Here is a 17,697-nt window from a genome sequence, read left to right on the forward strand (position 1 = left end):
GGCCGGAGGCATTCCGCCTCATGGCCGCCCCGCAGAGAAGCGTTCCTCAATCGGACCGGGGTCACACCCCCGAGCTGACCTCGGGTTTCGAGGAAGATCCCGCCCCCGGCCGCCCCTCGGCACGATTCTTGCGCACCGAGGACCAGAAGGAGAGCGCAATCAGGATCACGCCGACCAGACCGGTGATGACCTCGTTGATCTCGTACTTGATGGTGATGAGCAGGATCACCGCCAGCGCGCCGATGGCGTAGTGCGCGCCGTGCTCCAGGTAGACGTAGTCGTCCAGGGTGCCCTTGCGGACCAGGAAGACGGTCAGCGACCGGATGTACATCGCGCCGATGCCCAGACCCAGCGCCATCTCGAAGATGTCGTTGGTGATGGCGAAGGCGCCGATGACGCCGTCGAAGGAGAAGGACGCGTCGATGACCTCGAGGTAGAGGAACATGAAGAACGCGGCCTTGCCGGCCAGGCCGACGGCCGCGCCGGTGCCCTTGCCCTTGGCGGGCGCGCGCTCCTCGCCCTCCTCCGCCTCGTCCTCGGCGTCCTCGAGCTTGTCCTCGAAGTAGCCGGAGACGCCGCCGACGATGAGGTACGTGAGCAGGCCCGCGACGCCCGAGAGCAGCACCGTGGCGCTCTTGTCACCACCGCCGTGCGCCACGTCGGTGGCCACGGTCATGGCCGTGATCAGCAGCGCGACCAGCGCGATGATGATCGACAGGGTGTCGAGCTTGCCCAGCTTGGCCATCGGCTTCTCGATCCACGAGAGCCACTTGTAGTCCCGCTCCTCGAAGATGAAGTCGAGGAAGATCATGAGCAGGAACATGCCACCGAAGGACGCGATGGCCGGGTGCGCCGCGGTGACGAGGTGCTCGTACTGCGGCTTGTCGTTGATCGCGAGGTTGACGGCCTCGATCGGGCCCAGCTTGGCCGTGATGGCCACGATGACGACCGGGAAGACCAGCCGCATGCCGAACACGGCGATCAGGATGCCGATGGTCAGGAAGATCTTCTGCCAGAAGGCATTCATCTTCCGCAGGATGCCCGCGTTGATGACGGCGTTGTCGAACGAGAGCGAGATCTCCAGGATCGAGAGGATCCCGACAATCGCGAGCCCCTGCCACCCCCAGAGGACGCCCGCCAAGGCCAGACCCGCCACCGTGACGGCGAATGACCAGCCAAAGGTTTTCAGGAGCACTTCCTACCCAATCCCTCGTTGTGTGGGGTCCCCCGCGCACGGGTGGACGGCGCTTTACGAAACGTTGACCCCGAAGTCTAGAGCGATGCCGCGCAGACCCGACGCGTACCCCTGTCCAACGGCCCTGAACTTCCACTCACCGCCGTACCGGTAAACCTCGCCGAAGATCATCGCGGTCTCGGTGGAGGCGTCCTCGCTGAGGTCGTAGCGCGCCAGCTCGGTGCCGTCGGCCTGGTTCACCACCCGGATGAAAGCGTTGCTGACCTGCCCGAAGCTCTGGCCGCGCGCATCGGCGTCGTGGATCGAGACCGGGAAGACGATCTTGTCGACCTGGGCCGGGACCTTCGAGAGATCCACCAGAAGCGACTCGTCGTCACCCTCACCCTCACCGGTGAGGTTGTCCCCGGTGTGTTCGACGGAGCCCTCCGGGCTCTTGAGGTTGTTGTAGAAGACGAAGTACTCGTCCCCGAGCACCCGGCCGTTCGCGCACAGCAGGGCGCTGGCGTCCAGGTCGAACGGCGCGCCGGTCGTGGAGCGCGCGTCCCAGCCGAGACCGACCATGACCTGCGTGAGATTGGGTGCGGCCTTCGAGAGGGAGACGTTTCCTCCCTTGGCGAGTGTGACGCCCATGTTCTTCGCTTCCTCCCCGGTGTCGGTGCTGTGCTCTCAAGCGCGCCCGGCGCCGCACTCCCCAGGGGGCGTACGGCGCCGGGCAGGTGCTGCGTCCTCGGTCAGACGTTCACGCCGAAGTCCTGCGCGATGCCACGCAGGCCCGAGGCGTAACCCTGGCCGATGGCCCGGAACTTCCACTCCGCGCCGTTGCGGTAGAGCTCGCCGAAGACCATGGCGGTCTCCGTCGAGGCGTCCTCGCTCAGGTCGTACCGCGCCAGCTCGGTGCCGTCGGCCTGGTTCACCACGCGGATGAAGGCGTTGCGCACCTGGCCGAAGCTCTGCTGGCGGGTCTCGGCGTCGTAGATCGACACCGGGAACACGATCTTGGCAACGTCGGCCGGCACGGCGGCCAGGTTCACCTTGATCTGCTCGTCGTCACCCTCGCCCTCACCGGTGATGTTGTCCCCGGTGTGCTCGACCGACCCGTCCGGGCTCTTCAGGTTGTTGAAGAACACGAAGTTCTGGTCGTTGGCGACCTTGCCCTGGTCGTTGGCCAGCAGCGCGCTGGCGTCGAGGTCGAAGTCGGTACCGGTGGTGGTACGCGCGTCCCAGCCCAGACCGACGATGACCGCGGTCAGATTGGGGGCTTCCTTCGTCAGCGAGACGTTGCCGCCCTTGCTGAGGCTGACTCCCACGAGTCCTCCCATAGGTTCGAGGGGTACACATTCGCCCCCGTCGTGCATGGCATCAGAACAACGAATTGATCCTAGTGACCGGTTCCCGCCGATGACGCGTTGTCGAATCGGCGGGTGTCGAACCGGAAGACGCCGGCCCGGAGGGGGCTCAGAGGCTGCCGAGGGCCTTGGCGTACTCGTTCAGGTCACGCGCGTCGGGCAGGCCGTTGACGACCGTCCAGCGGACCACGCCCTCCTTGTCGATGATGAAGGTGCCGCGCACGGCGCAGCCCTTCTCCTCGTCGAAGACGCCGTAGGCACGGGAAACCTCGCCGTGCGGCCAGAAGTCCGACAGCAGCGGGTACTCCAGGCCCTCCTGCTCGGCGAAGACGCGCAGCGAGAACGGGGAGTCATTCGAAACGGCGAGCAGCTGCACGTCGTCGTTGACGAACGTGGGGAGCTCGTCGCGCAGGGCGCACAGCTCGCCGGTGCACACGCCGGTGAAGGCGAAGGGGTAGAAGAGCAGCACGACGTTCTTCTCGCCGCGGAAGTCGGAGAGCTTGACGGTCTCCCCGTGCTGGTTCTTCAGCTCGAACTCCGGAGCCTTCGCGCCGACCTCGATCGCCATGGGTTCTGTTTCCCTTCGCAGATGCTCAACAGATACCCGCCAACCCTACGCGGCGACCCTCCCGCGAAGACGCGTCGAGCCCCCTTCCGGACGGCCTTCCCTGGGCACGGGGGCCGGGGAAGGCTGCGGAAGGGGGCTCGGGGACGTGCCGGCGGACGGCTCAGCGCTTGCCGGACTTGGCGGCCTTCGGCGTGACCAGCCGGCTGCCGCTCCAGTCCTTGCCCGCGTTGATGCTCTTCGTCTGGGACAGACCCGCAGTCTGCGCGGCCTCATTGATGTCGCTCGGCTCGACGTAACCGTCGCGTCCGGTCTTCGGCGTCAGCAGCCACACCGGGGCACCTTCGTCGATCAGTCCGATCGCGTCGACCAGGGCGTCCGTAAGGTCGCCGTCCTCGTCTCGGAACCAGAGCAGGACGACATCGGCGACGTCGTCGTAGTCCTCGTCGACGAGCTCCTGGCCGATCGCGGCCTCGATGCCTTCACGGAGCTCCTGCTCGACGTCGTCGTCGTAGCCGATCTCCTGGACCACCTGTCCGGGCTCGAACCCCAGCCTGACGGCCGGGTTGGTCCGCTCCTCCGCGTGGTCCGCGGTCGCGCTCACGGATTGCCTCCTGTCATGTCTTGTGGATATGCCTTACACCTCGCGCGTGCGCGGGGCATTGGGCGTAGTCCACACGGGCGGGGCGAATCGCGCAAGTACCCGGCCCTCCAGACCGCCAAAACGGTGACGGATACGGCCGTCTCGCCGCAACTGCGACCCCTTCTACCCCGTGCCGCGGTGATTCACGCCACAGCGTCGGGCTGGTCTTGTGGGGTACACGCGCGCGACCGTGCCCGGTGAGGGGTACGGACAGCCCGCATGCGGGTGTTCGATAACCGTACGGCCGGACGCCGGGGGCGCGCGACATGGGCGTATGGTTGCGATTTGGTCTCCCCCGGGGCGCGCCTGCCGGCGGCCGTCTGCCAGGGGGCGGTTACCCGCAGGTAGAGATGACGTATCCGCGTGCCTCGGTACACGATGGAAGACGGCGCGACACCAGCAGAGACAGAAATCTGACCTCGTACTCGGCACTGCATGGACCTCACATGCGCGCAAAGTACGACACGACCAGAACAGTGAAGGAACAGCGTGGCTTCCGGATCCGATCGCAACCCGATCATCATTGGCGGCCTTCCCAGCCAGGTCCCGGACTTCGATCCTGAAGAGACCCAGGAATGGCTCGACTCGCTCGACGCAGCCGTCGATGAGCGAGGCCGGGAACGTGCCCGCTACCTCATGCTCCGCCTCATCGAGCGGGCCCGCGAGAAGCGCGTGGCCGTGCCGGAGATGCGCAGCACGGACTACGTCAACACCATCGCGACCAAGGACGAGCCGTTCTTCCCCGGCAACGAGGAGATCGAGCGCAAGGTCCTGAACGCGACCCGCTGGAACGCGGCCGTCATGGTCTCCCGGGCCCAGCGCCCCGGTATCGGTGTCGGCGGCCACATCGCCACCTTCGCCTCCTCCGCCTCCCTGTACGACGTGGGCTTCAACCACTTCTTCCGGGGCAAGGACGACGGCAAGGGCGGCGACCAGATCTTCTTCCAGGGCCACGCCTCGCCCGGCGTCTACGCCCGCGCCTACCTGCTGGACCGGCTCTCCGCCGACCAGCTGGACGCCTTCCGCCAGGAGAAGTCCAAGGCCCCCAACGGCCTGTCCAGCTACCCGCACCCGCGGCTGATGCCGGACTTCTGGGAGTTCCCGACCGTCTCGATGGGCCTCGGCCCGCTCGGCGCGATCTACCAGGCCCGGATGAACCGCTACATGGAGGCGCGCGGCATCGCCGACACCTCCGACAGCCACGTGTGGGCGTTCCTCGGCGACGGCGAGATGGACGAGCCCGAGTCGCTCGGCCAGCTGTCCATCGCCGCCCGTGAGGGCCTGGACAACCTGACCTTCGTCGTCAACTGCAACCTGCAGCGCCTGGACGGCCCGGTCCGCGGCAACGGCAAGATCATGCAGGAGCTGGAGTCGCAGTTCCGCGGCGCCGGCTGGAACGTGATCAAGCTGGTCTGGGACCGCTCCTGGGACCCGCTGCTCGCGCAGGACCGCGACGGCGTGCTGGTCAACAAGCTGAACACCACGCCCGACGGCCAGTTCCAGACGTACGCCACCGAGACCGGTGCGTACATCCGCGAGCACTTCTTCGGTGACGACCACCGGCTGCGCAAGATGGTCGAGAACATGACCGACGACCAGATCCTGCACCTGGGACGCGGCGGTCACGACCACAAGAAGATCTACGCGGCGTACGCGGCGGCCAAGGCGCACAAGGGCCAGCCGACCGTGATCCTCGCGCAGACCGTCAAGGGCTGGACGCTCGGCCCGAACTTCGAGGGCCGCAACGCGACCCACCAGATGAAGAAGCTGACGGTCGACGACCTGAAGATGTTCCGCGACCGGCTGCACCTGCCGATCCCGGACAAGGACCTGGAGGACGGCCTCCCGCCGTACTACCACCCCGGCCGGGACTCCGAAGAGATCCAGTACATGCACGACCGCCGCAAGGCGAACGGCGGGTACGTCCCGACCCGTATCGTGCGCGCGAAGCCGCTGCAGCTGCCGGGCGACAAGGCGTACGCGACCGCCAAGAAGGGCTCGGGCCAGCAGAAGATCGCCACGACCATGGCGTTCGTCCGCGTCCTGAAGGACCTGATGCGGGACAAGGAGATCGGCAAGCGCTTCGTGCCGATCGCACCGGACGAGTACCGCACGTTCGGCATGGACGCGTTCTTCCCGACCTCCAAGATCTACAACCCGCTGGGCCAGATCTACGAGTCGGTCGACCGCGAGCTGCTGCTGGCGTACAAGGAGTCGCCGACCGGCCAGATGCTGCACGACGGCATCACCGAGGCCGGCTGCACGGCGTCACTGATCGCGGCGGGCTCGGCCTACGCCACGCACGGCGAGCCGCTGATCCCGGTGTACGTCTTCTACTCGATGTTCGGTTTCCAGCGGACCGGCGACCAGTTCTGGCAGATGGCCGACCAGCTGGCGCGCGGTTTCGTCCTGGGTGCGACCGCGGGCCGTACGACCCTGACCGGTGAGGGTCTGCAGCACGCCGACGGCCACTCCCAGCTGCTGGCCTCGACCAACCCGGCGTGCGTCGCCTACGACCCGGCCTTCGGGTTCGAGATCGCGCACATCGTCCGGGACGGTCTGCGCCGCATGTACGGCGAGACCGCGGACGGACAGCCGGGCGAGGACATCTTCTACTACCTCACCGTCTACAACGAGCCGATCGTCCACCCGGCCGAGCCGGAGGACGTGGACGTCGAGGGCATCCTCCAGGGCATCCACAAGCTGCAGCCGGGCTCGGCGGGCTCCATCCCGGCGCAGATCATGGCGTCCGGCGTGGCCGTGCCGTGGGCGATCGAGGCCCAGAAGATCCTCGCCGAGGAGTGGAACGTCAAGGCGGACGTCTGGTCGGCGACCTCCTGGAACGAGCTGCGCCGCGAGGCCGTCGAGGTGGAGGAGCACAACCTCCTGCACCCCGAGGAAGAGCAGCGCGTCCCGTACGTGACGCGGAAGCTCTCCGGCTCCGAGGGTCCGTTCGTGGCCGTCTCCGACTGGATGCGTGCGGTTCCGGACCAGATCGCGCGCTGGGTCCCGGGCACGTACCAGTCGCTGGGTGCGGACGGCTTCGGCTTCGCCGACACCCGTGGCGCGGCCCGCCGCTTCTTCCACATCGACGCGCAGTCGATCGTGCTGGCGGTGCTCACCGAGCTCGCCAAGGAGGGCAAGATCGACCGCTCGGACCTGAAGAAGGCCGTGGACCGGTACCAGCTGCTGGACGTCACGGCGGCCGAGGCCGGCGAGGCGGGCGGCGACGCGTAGGACCGGCCGCTGAGCGCAGCGGGTGCCCCCGGACAGCACGGCTGTCCGGGGGCACCGGCGTTTCACCGCTCCGCGATCCTGAAAGCCCGTACCGCGTACGGCGCGTCCGGTACGTACGTCCCGCCGCCCGGATACGTGTCGAACTCGCCGGTCTCGGCGCACTCGGCACTCTGGAAGGTCGTCACGGGCCGGCCCGTGCGGTTCACGAAGGAGCGGGCGGGACGGCCCTCCGGCAGCGGCACGCAGCTCTCGATGTCGGTGTCGGAGAGCTCATGGGTCTCGCGCGGGCCTTCGTAGCCGGCCTTCGGCCAGAGACAGAGCTGCCCGGCGGCACAGCCCCCGGAAGCGGCGTCCGCGGCGAAGGGCGTGCTGAGCAGTGCGGCCGTACCGAGCGCGGCCACGAGAAGTGTCGTACGCATGAGGGTCCCCCCGAATAGTGATCGTGTGACGATCGTTCCGGACCCACGCTGGCGGTCTCACCACTCCGTGGCGAACGCATCCGGGCCCCGCCCACCCGGATGAGGGAAGACGAGGCCCGGAAGTTGTCGCGCCCCGTAGGGGCGCGGGGAACTGCGCGCCCAGCCACAACGGCGCGGCAGCCGAGTACGGCCTAGATGTGACCCATGCCGGCGCCGGCCTCCGCATTCGCCCCGCGCTTGGTCAGCACCGCAACCGCCGCCGCCACGATGGCAACACCGCAGGCGACCGTGAAGGCCAGCCCCATCCCGGAGATGAACGTGTCATGGGCGACCGCAGTGATCTTCTCGGCGAAGGGCGCCGGGGTGCCCTTCGGCACCGGCGCCATGCCGACGGCGACCGCGTCGGCGGCCTTGTCCAGCTGGGCCGCCGGGATGGGCGGCAGATGCGCCGCATTCCAGTTGTCCGGCAGCTCGCCGGTCACCCGGGACGACATCACCGCGCCCAGCACGGCAGTGCCAAGGCTGCCGCCGACCTGCATCGCGGCCTGCTGGAGGCCGCCCGCGACGCCGGAGAGCTCCATGGGCGCGTTGCCCACGATGACCTCGGTGGCGCCGACCATGACGGGCGCGAGGCCGAGGCCCAGGAGGGCGAACCAGAGGGACATCGCGCCGGTACCGGTGCCGACGTCCAGCGTGGACATGCCGTACATCGCGACGGCGGTGAGGACCATGCCGCCGACGAGCGGCACCCGCGGCCCGAACTTGGTGATCATGGCGCCGGCGAGCGGCGAGCCGACGATCATCATGCCGGTGAGCGGCAGCAGGTGCAGGCCGCTGTCCACCGGGCTCATCCCGTGCACGTTCTGCAGGTAGAAGGTCACGAAGAACAGGCCGCCCATGAAGGCGAAGGCCATCAGCACCATCAGGATCGTGCCCGCGGTGAGCGGCAGGGAGCGGAACATCCGCAGCGGGATCAGCGGTTCGCGGACCTTGGTCTCCAGCGCGCCGAAGGCCACGAAGAGCACGATCGAGCCGATCAGGAAGCCCCAGGTCTTCCCGTCGCCCCAGCCCCACTCGCCGGCCTTGATCAGCGCCCAGATCAGGCAGAACATCGCGCCGGACAGCAGCACGATGCCGGGGATGTCGAACGAGCGCGGGGCGTTCTTCGCGCGGTGGTCCTTGAGGATCACCAGGCCGAGGAGGAGGGCCACGACGCCGACGGGCACGTTGATGAAGAAGACGGACTGCCAGTTGACGTGCTCGACGAGCAGGCCGCCGACGATCGGGCCGCCGGCGGTGGACGCGCCGATGACCATGCCCCAGATGCCGATGGCCATGTTGAGCTTCTCGGCCGGGAAGGTCGCGCGCAGCAGGCCGAGCGCGGCCGGCATCAGCAGCGCGCCGAAGAGGCCCTGCAGTACGCGGAAGACGATGACCAGCGAGACCTCGCTCGACAGGCCGATGGCCCCGGAGGCGAGCGCGAAGCCGACCACGCCGATGAGGAAGGTCTGGCGGTGGCCGAAGCGGTCACCGAGCTTGCCGGCCGTGATCAGCGCGACGGCGAGCGCGAGGAGGTACCCGTTGGTGATCCATTGGACGTCGGCGAGCGAGGCGCCGAGGTCCTGCTGGATGGCCGGATTGGCGATGGCGACGATCGTGCCGTCGAGCGCCACCATCATCACGCCGATCGCGACGGAGAAGAGGGTCAGCCAGGGATGGCCACGCAGCCCCCTGCGCGGCTCCGGGGTCGGTATGTCCGGTATCGCCTCGGCTACCGGGGTCTGTGAGCTCATGCCCCCGACAATAATGTCAGCCACTGACAGTTGACAAAGCGTTTCGTTCGTCAGTAACTGTCAGTTAACTCACAGGTATCGTGAGCAGCAGTGATCCACCAAGGAGGGCGGCGCATGAGGGCCGAGATGACGCCGCGTGAGGGGCTGCGGTGCGGACTGCGCGAGCGGAAGAAGCGCCGTACGCACGACGCGCTGATCCGCGCCGCGCTGGAGCTGTGCACCCAGCAGGGGTACGACCGCACCACGATCGACGAGATCGCCGAGGCGGTCGACGTCTCCCAGCGGACGTTCTTCCGGTACTTCACCACCAAGGAGGACGTGGTCTTCGCCGTCCAGGAGATAGTGGAGGCGCGCTTCCTGGAGGCCCTGCGGGCCCGCCCGGCCGCCGAAACCCCGCTGGAGGCGCTGCGCAACTCCGTCCTGCTGGCCTGGGACGACCTCGGCCAGGTGATCGAGTCGATCATCCCGGTCGAGCTGCACATGCGGACGTACCAGATGATCGAGTCGACGCCCGCGCTGATCGCGGCCCACCTGCGGCGCAGCTCCGACCTGGAGGAGCTGATCGCCACGGTCATCGCCGGGCGCGAGGGCCTGGACGTGCACACCGATCCGCGGCCGCGCATCGTGGTGGCGGCGTTCAGCGGCGTGATGCGGCTGGCCGGGCGGCTGTGGGGCGAGGCCGGGGAGTGCAGCGTGGAGTCCATCCGCGCGACCACCGAGCAGCATCTGGACGGGATCATTCCGGCAATCGCCGGCGAGTGGCGGAAAACCGCCCCTCAGCGCGACCACGCGAGCGCGCCGCCGCACGCCTGAGCAGGACATATGGGCGCGAAGTGTCCGTTGTGACCCTAATGACCCACAGTGAAACGTGAGTTGCCTCACCCAATCCACGGCCGCTGCATAGCGTCTCCTAGGCTGTCCCGCGGTGACTTCCTTCTCCGAGCTCGGCGCTCCTCCCGGTTTCCTGCAGTCCTCCGCCTGGCGTGCGGCACTCGCCCTGGCGGTGGTGTTCGTGATGCTCGCCGTGACCGGCTGGACGGGGATCAGAGGTACGAAGGGCGACACCGACCCGCTGGGCAGCTCCCGCGCCGCCTGGGCGGGCGCCACCTTCCACGGCCACCGGCTGCCCGACCCGGCAGCGGGCCCGCACCGCATCGCGGCGTTCTTCGCCAAGCTCCGCAAGGCCGACCGGCTGCGGCTGGCCGACCGCTACCCGCTCGCCGTCGGCAACATGGCCGGTGCCCCCGCCACGCTGCGTTACCAGGCCAACCGCAAGGCCATGGACCAGGCACGCGACGTGGCCGCGCGGCGCTCGCACGACGCGCGGCTGACGCCGGAGGGGCGCCAGGACGCCGGCCGGCTGATGCACCGCCTGGACTCGATGATGCGGCCCGGCCGGCAGATCCTCTCCTTCGATCCGGCCGCGGGCGGCCGGGCCGCCGAGGTCTTCGGCGATCTCACGCACGCCCGCCGGGTGTCGGTCGTGGTGCCCGGCGTGGACACCAACCTGGTGAACTTCGAGCGGACCAAGCAGGCCGTCCGGGCCCCGGTGGGCATGGCGTCCTCGCTGTACGACGCGGAGCGCGCGGTGCGTCCGGACGCCCGTACGGCCGTGATCGCCTGGGCCGACTACACCGCGCCCGCCGGCATCGGCGTGGACGCGGCGGCCGGCCAGCTGGCGCAGGCGGGAGCGCAGCGCCTGGAGTCGATGATCGGCGCGCTGCCGACGGGCGCCGACGTCTCGCTGTTCTGCCACAGCTACGGCTCCGTGGTCTGCGGCGTGGCCGCCCGCGCGCTGCCTTCCCGGGTCGGCGACATCGTCGTGGCGGGCAGCCCCGGCATGCGCGCCCAGAACACCGCCGCCCTGCACACCAGCGCCCGGGTGTGGGCGATGCGGGACTCCGGCGACTGGATCCAGGACATCCCGAACCTGGAATTCGGCGGGCTGGGGCACGGCGCCGATCCGGTGGACCCGGCGTTCGGCTCCCGGGTGCTGTCCGCGGCGGGCGCGAACGGGCACGCGGGGTACTTCGCCCGCGGGACCCAGAGCCTGGCCAATTTCGCGCTCGTCGGGGTCGGCGCGGTCGCGGGCGTCAGCTGCGCGACCGACGACGGAGACTGCTCGGCCGACCTGGCGTGAGGGCCGGTCCGGCCGGGTAGGGGCCGGTGGCCGACCGCATCCGGGGAGCGGCGTGACGCGCGTAGCACGGTGCTGTACGGAAGGGGGACGGGCGGGCCGCCCGCCGCTTACGATGAACCGCATGGGTGATGTGCTGGCCGGTTTTCATGCCGTCTGGGAGTTCGACACGGACTCCGTGCTCATCCGCTTCGAACGGGGGATCCGCAAGCCCAAGCTGTTCCAGGCGCTCGGCGAGCGCCGCATCCCCTACGAAGCGCTGAGCTCCGTGCGGCTCTCGCAGGGCAGGCGCGGGACGGTGGTCCTGCATGCCCGGCCCCGGCCTGGCGCCGACCCGCTGATGGACGCCGCCGACGGCCAGCTCAAGGACGACGCCGACCCGTACCGCCTGGTGCTCCCCGCCGACCGCGCGGACAGCGCCGAGTACTACCGCGACCAGCTGGCCGGCCTCCTCGGCCCGGACGCGGCGGCCCCCGCCGAGCGGCACCTCGTGGCGGCCCCCGAGCCGCCGCTGACCTTCAAGGCGTACGACGGCAAGGCGTCCTTCGACGGCAGCTCGGTGGCGTTCCGCTGGTTCTGGACCGGCGCCTCGTCCGCGAAGTGGAAGTCCGGTGACCAGAGCTTTTCCGTCGACGGGCTGTCCGGCGTGGTGTGGCGCTCCCCGGAGAGCGGCAGCTCGGCGCCCGCCCCGTCCGGCACGTGGCACAACGGCTATCTGCGGCTGCTGGCGCACGGCGCCGGGGAGGAGAACCAGGACGGCGCCGAGCAGGACCCGGCCTCGGTGATCTTCGGCCTCGGCTACGGCCCGGTGCACGAGTCGCTGCCGTTCGCCGCGGCCGTCCTCCAGGCCGTACGGACCGCGGGCCCGGCCCCCGCGCCCGCGCCGCAGTGCCGTCCCCTGGAGCCGCACCGCGGCCCCGCCGACATCGCCGACCGCATACGGCAGCTCGGCGAGCTGCACGACGCGGGACTGCTGACGGACGCCGAATTCAGCGCGAAGAAGGCCGAGCTGCTGGCGGAGTTGTAGAGCGCCGGGCATCCGGCCGGCGGCCGCCTGATACCCAGGTATGACCTCCTACCGAGGACCGCAGTATGACGCCCCGCCGGGGTCCGCCCGCATACGCTGATCCGGCGATGTCCACCTCCTCCCCCTCCTCCGATCCCCTCTTCGGCGTGGGCGGGCCCCGCTGGCTGCGGTGGCTGCCGTACGTCGTCGCCTTCGGGTTCACCGCCTCGCTGCTGCCCAGCACCATCGTCGTGCTGGCCAACGACTACGACATGAACAGCGGACTGGCCGGCGCGCTCGGCGTCGCCCAGACCCTCCCGCTGCTGCTGGCCGTGGTCCGCCCGCTGCAGGCGTGGGGGGTGATCTTCGCCGCCGACCTGGGCGCCGCGCTGGCCCTGGCGAGCATCCCCGCCGCCCAGGGCACCATCTGGCCCTGGCCGCCGCCCACCATCGTGGGATACCTCGCCCTGGCGCTCGCCCTCGGACTGCGCGAGCGGCGCCGCGTGCTGCTCGCTGTGTGGCTCGCCACCGGCGCGGCCGGCATCCTCTTCGGCTTCCTCCGGCCCGCCCGCTCCGACGCCACCTGGCTGCTGCTCTTCATCCTCACCGGCGTGGTGCTGCTGCTGGCGGGCGCCCTGCGGGAACGCGGGGACGCCCGGCGGCAGTTGGCGGAGCAGGAAACGATCAGCGAGGCGGAGCGCGCCCGGCGCACGCTGCTGGAGGAGCGCACCCGCATCGCCCGCGAGCTGCACGACGTCGTCGCGCACCACATGTCGGTGATCACGGTGCAGGCGGACAGCGCGCCGTACCGCCTCCAGGGCCTGCCGCCGGAAGCCGCCGAGGAGTTCGGGACGATCGCCGCGACGGCGCGCGAGTCGCTGGCCGAGATGCGCCGGCTGCTGGGCGTGCTGCGCAGCGAGGAGAGCGAGCGGCAGGGCGGCCCCGAGAAGGCGCCGCAGCCGGGCCTGGACCAGCTGGAGCGGCTGGTGGAGGGGACCGTACGCGCCGGTGTACCGGTGGAACTGACGCTCTCCCGGGCGCTCGGCGAACTCCCGCCCGCCGTCGGCCTCTCGGGGTACCGGATCGTGCAGGAGGCGCTGTCGAACGTCGTACGGCACGCGCCCGGCGCCCGCACCCGGGTCTCGGTCACGCCGGACCGCACCGGCCTGTCGGTCCTGGTCGTCAACGGCCCGCCGCCGCACGCCGCCGAGCCGCTGGAGACGACCGGAACCGGCCACGGACTGGTCGGGATGCGGGAGCGCGTACGCCTGTTGGACGGCACCCTGGACACCGGTCCGCTGCCGGACGGGGGTTACCGTGTCGCCGCCCGGCTCCCGCTCACGGAGCCCCCGACGGGGAAGGACCCGACGCGCGCATGACCACCCGCGTGATCATCGTTGACGACCAGGCCATGGTGCGGGCGGGCTTCGCCGCGCTGCTCGCCGCGCAGAGCGACATCGACGTCGTCGGCGACGCGGCGGACGGGGCGCAGGGCGTCGAACTGAGCCGCCGTACCCACCCCGACGTGGTGCTGATGGACGTCCGGATGCCGGAGATGGACGGCCTGGAGGCGGCCCGGCAGCTGCTGTCCCCGCCCCCGGGCGTCGTGCACCGCCCGAAGGTCCTGATGCTCACCACCTTCGACGTCGACGACTACGTGTACGAAGCGCTGCGCGCCGGCGCGTCCGGCTTCCTGCTGAAGGACGCGCCGCCGGCCGACCTGATCTCCGCGGTCCGGGTCGTGGCGGCCGGCGAGGCGCTGCTCGCTCCCTCGGTGACCCGCCGCCTGATCGCCGACTTCGCACGGCAGCGCCCCGCGCCCCGGAGGGACCGCGAGTCGCTGCGGCTGAACGGGCTCACACCGCGCGAGACCGAGGTACTGGAGCTGATCGCGCGCGGCCTGTCCAACCAGGAGATCGCGGCCGAACTCGTACTGGCCGAGCAGACGGTGAAGACCCACATCGGGCGGGTACTGGCCAAACTGGACCTGCGCGACCGCGCCCAGGCCGTGATCTTCGCGTACGAGTCGGGGCTGGTGACGCCGGGCGACCGGTGAGCCTGCTCCTCCGTACGGAGGAGCACCCGATACCCCGGTATCACCCGGCAGTTGGCGCCGCAGTGTGACGCCGCGCCCGGCACCCCCTCCCTACGTTTCCCTCCGGCCACACCGCCTGGAGAGGGAGACCCACGATGCCGCCGCGCACCCTGCCGCTTACGGCCGCGCCACCTACCGGTACCCGGCCCGGTGAGCAGCCCGGTACGCGATCCGGCACCCGCCGGCGGCGCCGCGGGCTCGCCGGCGTCCTCGTGGCGGCCGCGATCATCGCGGCCACCGGCGGCTGGGCCGCCGGCAGCGAGCAGACCGCCGTCACCGGCCCCGCGCCGGGCGCCGCCGCCTGGCGCGCCGACCACACGCTCGGCCGGCCGCTGCCCGACCCGGCGACCGCCTCGCCCGCCGCCGTGGCCCGCTTCTTCGCCGGCCTGACCGAGGCGGAGCGGCAACGGCTCGCCGACCGGCACCCGATGACCGTGGGCACCATGGACGGCGCGCCGGCACGGCTGCGTTACCGCGCGAACGCCCGCGCCCTGCGGGCCGAACGCGCCCGCCTGTACGCCCGCGCGGACGACCCCGCCCGCGCTGCCGAAGACCGGGCCCGGGCCCGCACGCTGGCCGCCCGCTGCACCGAACTCCTCGCCCCCGGACGGCAGATCCTCTTCTTCGACCCGCGCGGCCGGGGCCAGGTCGCCGAGGTGTACGGAGACCTCGACGCGGCCCGGCGCACGGCGGTGGTCGTGCCCGGCTCGGACATCGACCTCGGCTCGTTCGACCGCGAGCGGGACCGGTACGGCACGCCGACCGCCATGGCGGCCTCGCTGCGCGCCCGGATGTCCGCCGAGGAGCCGGCGACGCCCACCGCGGTGCTCGCCTGGGCCGGTTACACCACACCCGTCGGGCTCGGCCCGGACGCCGCGACGGGGCGGCTCGCGGAGGCCGGCGCGCCGCGGCTGGCCCGACTGCTGGCGGGACTCGCCGCGACCGGCGTCCCGGCGCCCGCCCTGCTCTGCCACAGCTACGGCTCGGTCGTCTGCGGCCTGGCGGCGCCCCGCGCCGGACGGAGCGCGGTCGGGGACGTGATCCTCTTCGGCTCGCCGGGGGCGCGTACGGAGCGCGCCGCCGACCTGCACGCCGGCGGGCGGGTGTGGGCGGCCCGGGACGCCTCGGACTGGATCGGCAACATACCGAACGTCGAGGTGCTGGGCCTGGGCCACGGCACCGACCCGACCGACCCCGCGTTCGGCGCGCGCCGCGTCGCCGCCGACCGCGCCGAGGGCCACACCGGCTACCTCGTGCCCGGCACCGACTCCCTGGCCGGCTTCGCCGACATCGTGCTCGGCCACCCCTCCCGCGTGCGCTGACCGCGCCCTCACCCGAGGACACCGCCATGACTCTCGCGTTACCGAACCCGCTCCGCAGGACCGTGGCCGCCATCGAGACCCGCACCCCGGCGCACCGCGACCGCGGGATCGACGGGCTGCGGGCGCTCGCGCTGCTCGCCGTGCCGACGGGGCACTGGCTGGCCGGCGGCTTCACGCGGGACGCCGACGGCGCGCTGCACAACGCCAGCGCGCTGTCCGCGCTCGGCTTCCTCGCGCCGGTGAGCTGGGTGCTCCAACTGCTGGGGATCTTCTTCCTGGTCGGCGGGTACTCCTCGGTGCTGTCCTACCGGCGCGCGAGCGGGCGCGGGGAGTCCACCGCGCGCTGGCTGGGCGGCCGGCTGGCCCGCCTGGGCCGCCCGGCGCTCGCCGTCACGGCCATCTGGGCGCTGCTGATCGGAGTGCTGTCCGCCGCGGGGGTGCCCGAGGCGACGCTGCGCACGGGGGCGGTGCTGGTCGTCCAGCCGTTGTGGTTCGTCGCCGTGTACGCCGGGGTCACGGCGCTCACCCCGTACTGCGTGCGCGCCGCGCGCCGGCTCGGACCATGGGCGGCCGCCCCGCTGTTCGCGGCCGTCGCGGTGGTCGACTTCCTGCGGTACGGCCCGTACGCCGCCGCCGTGCCGTCCTGGCTCGCGCTGCTCAACCTGCTCCCCGGCTGGCTGTTCGCGTACCAACTGGGGGTCTGCTGGGGCGAGGGGGACGCCCGCACGCCGTCCACGTACCGGGGCGGGCTCGGCCGACGCGCCGCGTGGGCGCTGCTGACCGGCGGCGCGGTCGTCTTCGCCGCCCTCCTGCTGGTCTTCCATTACCCCGCGAGCATGGTCGGCGTCCCGGGCGCCGCCCGGACGAACTCGCACCCGCCGTCGCTGCTGGTCCCGGCGCTGGCGGCGGCGCAGTGCGGGGCCGCCGTCCTGCTGCGGGACCGGATCGCCGCGCTGCTGCGCCGGCCGGCGCTGTGGGCGCCGGTCGTGATCGTCAACCTGTGCGCGATGACCGTCTTCTGCTGGCATCAGACCGCGATGCTGGCGGTGGCGGTGCCGTCGTCGTACTGCGGCCCGATACCGGGCCTGACCACGGCGCCCGACTCAACGGCCTGGCTGCTGACCCGCCTGGCCTGGCTGCCGGTCTTCGCCCTGGCCCTGGCCGCGATCAGCCTGCTCACCCGTCGCTTCGAAGCGCCGTGGGGCGCGGGCCGCACGCTGCGCGGCGGCGCCGCGGCCCTCTCCGCGGGCTTCACCCTCTTCGCCCTGGGTATGGGATGAGTGGGGCCCTCCCCCGCCGCACAAGTAGGCCCCCCACCCCCGCCCCAAACCACCCACACGTGCCTCAGCCGCCCACACGTGTCTCAGCCGTGTTCGAGCTCCCGCTCCGACGCCAGGCGGGCGTCGGCGTACAGGTCGATCTTGTAGTCGAGGACGTCCAGCGTGTCGCGCAGCTCGGCGATCCGCTGCCGGACGTCCTCGCGGTGCGCCGTGAGGAGCCGTTCCCGCGCGGCGAACGTCGCCGGGCCCTCCCGGACCATTTCCGCGTACCGGACCATGTCGGCGACCGGCATGCCGGTCAGCCGCAGCTTGCCCACCAGGTCCAGCCAGTCCAGGTCGCGGTTGCTGAAGCGGCGCTGTCCGGTGTGGGTGCGGTCGACGTGCGGCATCAGGCCGATGCGCTCGTACCAGCGCAGGGTGTGCGCGCTGAGCCCGGTGAGGCCGACGACCTCGCTGATCGTGTACCGGTCCTGGCCGTCCGGCCGCCGCGGACCGGACCGCAGGCCGGCGCAGTTGCGCGGCCTCGCCGGGGCCGTGACCGGAGCGCTCTCCATGACCGTCATGCCGTCTCTCCCGTTCGCCGTTTCGCTCACGCCGCTGACAACGCTAGAGAGCTGGAGTGCACTCCAAGCAAGCGAAGACTTGGCGCAATCTTGAGG

General features: G+C 71.1%; 16 protein-coding genes. 8 read left to right on the forward strand and 8 right to left on the reverse strand.

The window, feature by feature from the left end; translation table 11 throughout:
- Window positions 1-61: 61 nt before the first annotated feature.
- The 5 genes from ACIGXO_RS12785 to ACIGXO_RS12805 form a co-directional block, all read right to left on the reverse strand.
- On the reverse strand, window positions 62-1,195 hold the full coding sequence (locus tag ACIGXO_RS12785; RefSeq protein ID WP_399784481.1) for a DUF475 domain-containing protein: 1,134 nt from the start codon (window positions 1,193-1,195) through the stop codon (window positions 62-64).
- 54 nt (window positions 1,196-1,249) lie between these two features.
- Window positions 1,250-1,825, reverse strand: coding sequence for a TerD family protein (locus ACIGXO_RS12790; RefSeq protein ID WP_399784483.1), 576 nt, complete (start codon window positions 1,823-1,825; stop codon window positions 1,250-1,252).
- A 101-nt stretch (window positions 1,826-1,926) separates the two neighbouring features.
- On the reverse strand, window positions 1,927-2,502 hold the full coding sequence (locus tag ACIGXO_RS12795) for a TerD family protein (RefSeq protein ID WP_399784486.1): 576 nt from the start codon (window positions 2,500-2,502) through the stop codon (window positions 1,927-1,929).
- 148 nt (window positions 2,503-2,650) lie between these two features.
- Window positions 2,651-3,109 carry a peroxiredoxin gene (locus tag ACIGXO_RS12800; RefSeq protein ID WP_399784489.1) on the reverse strand — a complete coding sequence of 153 codons (459 nt, stop codon included), beginning with the start codon at window positions 3,107-3,109 and terminating at the stop codon, window positions 2,651-2,653.
- Window positions 3,110-3,269: 160 nt separating this feature from the next.
- Window positions 3,270-3,710, reverse strand: a complete 441-nt coding sequence (locus ACIGXO_RS12805) for a DUF3052 domain-containing protein (RefSeq protein WP_031055156.1) — start codon at window positions 3,708-3,710, stop codon at window positions 3,270-3,272.
- A 528-nt stretch (window positions 3,711-4,238) separates the two neighbouring features.
- Here ACIGXO_RS12805 and aceE point away from each other — a divergent pair.
- The gene (aceE, locus tag ACIGXO_RS12810; protein WP_399784492.1) at window positions 4,239-6,986 is read left to right on the forward strand and encodes a pyruvate dehydrogenase (acetyl-transferring), homodimeric type; all 2,748 of its coding nucleotides are present in this window, start codon (window positions 4,239-4,241) and stop codon (window positions 6,984-6,986) included.
- 62 nt (window positions 6,987-7,048) lie between these two features.
- On the opposite strand, the gene ACIGXO_RS12815 is transcribed toward aceE, so the two are convergent.
- Both ACIGXO_RS12815 and ACIGXO_RS12820 read right to left on the reverse strand, forming a co-directional pair.
- Entirely contained in the window at window positions 7,049-7,405 is a 357-nt protein-coding gene (locus ACIGXO_RS12815) for a peptidase inhibitor family I36 protein (RefSeq protein WP_399784495.1), read from the reverse strand.
- A 191-nt stretch (window positions 7,406-7,596) separates the two neighbouring features.
- Window positions 7,597-9,198 (reverse strand): MFS transporter, encoded by a 1,602-nt coding sequence (locus ACIGXO_RS12820; protein ID WP_399784498.1) that lies wholly within the window; start codon window positions 9,196-9,198, stop codon window positions 7,597-7,599.
- A 114-nt stretch (window positions 9,199-9,312) separates the two neighbouring features.
- Between ACIGXO_RS12820 and ACIGXO_RS12825 the strand changes: the two genes are divergently transcribed.
- From ACIGXO_RS12825 to ACIGXO_RS12855, 7 genes are all read left to right on the forward strand, one after another.
- Window positions 9,313-10,011, forward strand: a complete 699-nt coding sequence (locus ACIGXO_RS12825; RefSeq protein WP_399784500.1) for a TetR/AcrR family transcriptional regulator — start codon at window positions 9,313-9,315, stop codon at window positions 10,009-10,011.
- 112 nt (window positions 10,012-10,123) lie between these two features.
- Window positions 10,124-11,338 (forward strand): alpha/beta hydrolase, encoded by a 1,215-nt coding sequence (locus tag ACIGXO_RS12830; RefSeq protein WP_399784503.1) that lies wholly within the window; start codon window positions 10,124-10,126, stop codon window positions 11,336-11,338.
- Window positions 11,339-11,459: 121 nt separating this feature from the next.
- Window positions 11,460-12,362, forward strand: coding sequence for a DUF4429 domain-containing protein (locus ACIGXO_RS12835; RefSeq protein ID WP_399784506.1), 903 nt, complete (start codon window positions 11,460-11,462; stop codon window positions 12,360-12,362).
- A 107-nt stretch (window positions 12,363-12,469) separates the two neighbouring features.
- Entirely contained in the window at window positions 12,470-13,720 is a 1,251-nt protein-coding gene (locus ACIGXO_RS12840) for a sensor histidine kinase (RefSeq protein WP_399784509.1), read from the forward strand.
- Window positions 13,717-14,397, forward strand: a complete 681-nt coding sequence (locus ACIGXO_RS12845) for a response regulator (protein WP_399784512.1) — start codon at window positions 13,717-13,719, stop codon at window positions 14,395-14,397. Before ACIGXO_RS12840 ends, ACIGXO_RS12845 begins: the two co-directional genes overlap by 4 nt.
- 134 nt (window positions 14,398-14,531) lie before the next feature.
- The gene (locus ACIGXO_RS12850) at window positions 14,532-15,758 is read left to right on the forward strand and encodes an alpha/beta hydrolase (protein ID WP_399784515.1); all 1,227 of its coding nucleotides are present in this window, start codon (window positions 14,532-14,534) and stop codon (window positions 15,756-15,758) included.
- A gap of 26 nt (window positions 15,759-15,784) precedes the next feature.
- Window positions 15,785-17,038 (forward strand): acyltransferase, encoded by a 1,254-nt coding sequence (locus ACIGXO_RS12855; protein ID WP_399784518.1) that lies wholly within the window; start codon window positions 15,785-15,787, stop codon window positions 17,036-17,038.
- Between the two features lie 83 nt (window positions 17,039-17,121).
- Here ACIGXO_RS12855 and ACIGXO_RS12860 read toward each other — a convergent pair whose 3' ends face one another.
- Window positions 17,122-17,601 (reverse strand): MerR family transcriptional regulator, encoded by a 480-nt coding sequence (locus tag ACIGXO_RS12860; protein WP_399784521.1) that lies wholly within the window; start codon window positions 17,599-17,601, stop codon window positions 17,122-17,124.
- Between the last annotated feature and the right edge of the window lie 96 nt (window positions 17,602-17,697).

This window comes from Streptomyces sp. NPDC053542 (genome assembly GCF_044544685.1).
Taxonomy (GTDB): Bacteria; Actinomycetota; Actinomycetes; order Streptomycetales; family Streptomycetaceae; genus Streptomyces.

Coding starts and splice junctions, on each gene's coding strand:
- ACIGXO_RS12790 (WP_399784483.1), bottom strand. CDS start 1,825: ATGGGCGTCACACTCGCCAAGGGAGGAAACGTCTCCCTCTCGAAGGCC.
- ACIGXO_RS12800 (WP_399784489.1), bottom strand. CDS start 3,109: ATGGCGATCGAGGTCGGCGCGAAGGCTCCGGAGTTCGAGCTGAAGAAC.
- ACIGXO_RS12815 (WP_399784495.1), bottom strand. CDS start 7,405: ATGCGTACGACACTTCTCGTGGCCGCGCTCGGTACGGCCGCACTGCTC.
- ACIGXO_RS12820 (WP_399784498.1), bottom strand. CDS start 9,198: ATGAGCTCACAGACCCCGGTAGCCGAGGCGATACCGGACATACCGACC.
- ACIGXO_RS12825 (WP_399784500.1), top strand. CDS start 9,313: ATGAGGGCCGAGATGACGCCGCGTGAGGGGCTGCGGTGCGGACTGCGC.
- ACIGXO_RS12835 (WP_399784506.1), top strand. CDS start 11,460: ATGGGTGATGTGCTGGCCGGTTTTCATGCCGTCTGGGAGTTCGACACG.
- ACIGXO_RS12840 (WP_399784509.1), top strand. CDS start 12,470: ATGTCCACCTCCTCCCCCTCCTCCGATCCCCTCTTCGGCGTGGGCGGG.
- ACIGXO_RS12845 (WP_399784512.1), top strand. CDS start 13,717: ATGACCACCCGCGTGATCATCGTTGACGACCAGGCCATGGTGCGGGCG.
- ACIGXO_RS12850 (WP_399784515.1), top strand. CDS start 14,532: ATGCCGCCGCGCACCCTGCCGCTTACGGCCGCGCCACCTACCGGTACC.
- ACIGXO_RS12855 (WP_399784518.1), top strand. CDS start 15,785: ATGACTCTCGCGTTACCGAACCCGCTCCGCAGGACCGTGGCCGCCATC.
- ACIGXO_RS12860 (WP_399784521.1), bottom strand. CDS start 17,601: ATGACGGTCATGGAGAGCGCTCCGGTCACGGCCCCGGCGAGGCCGCGC.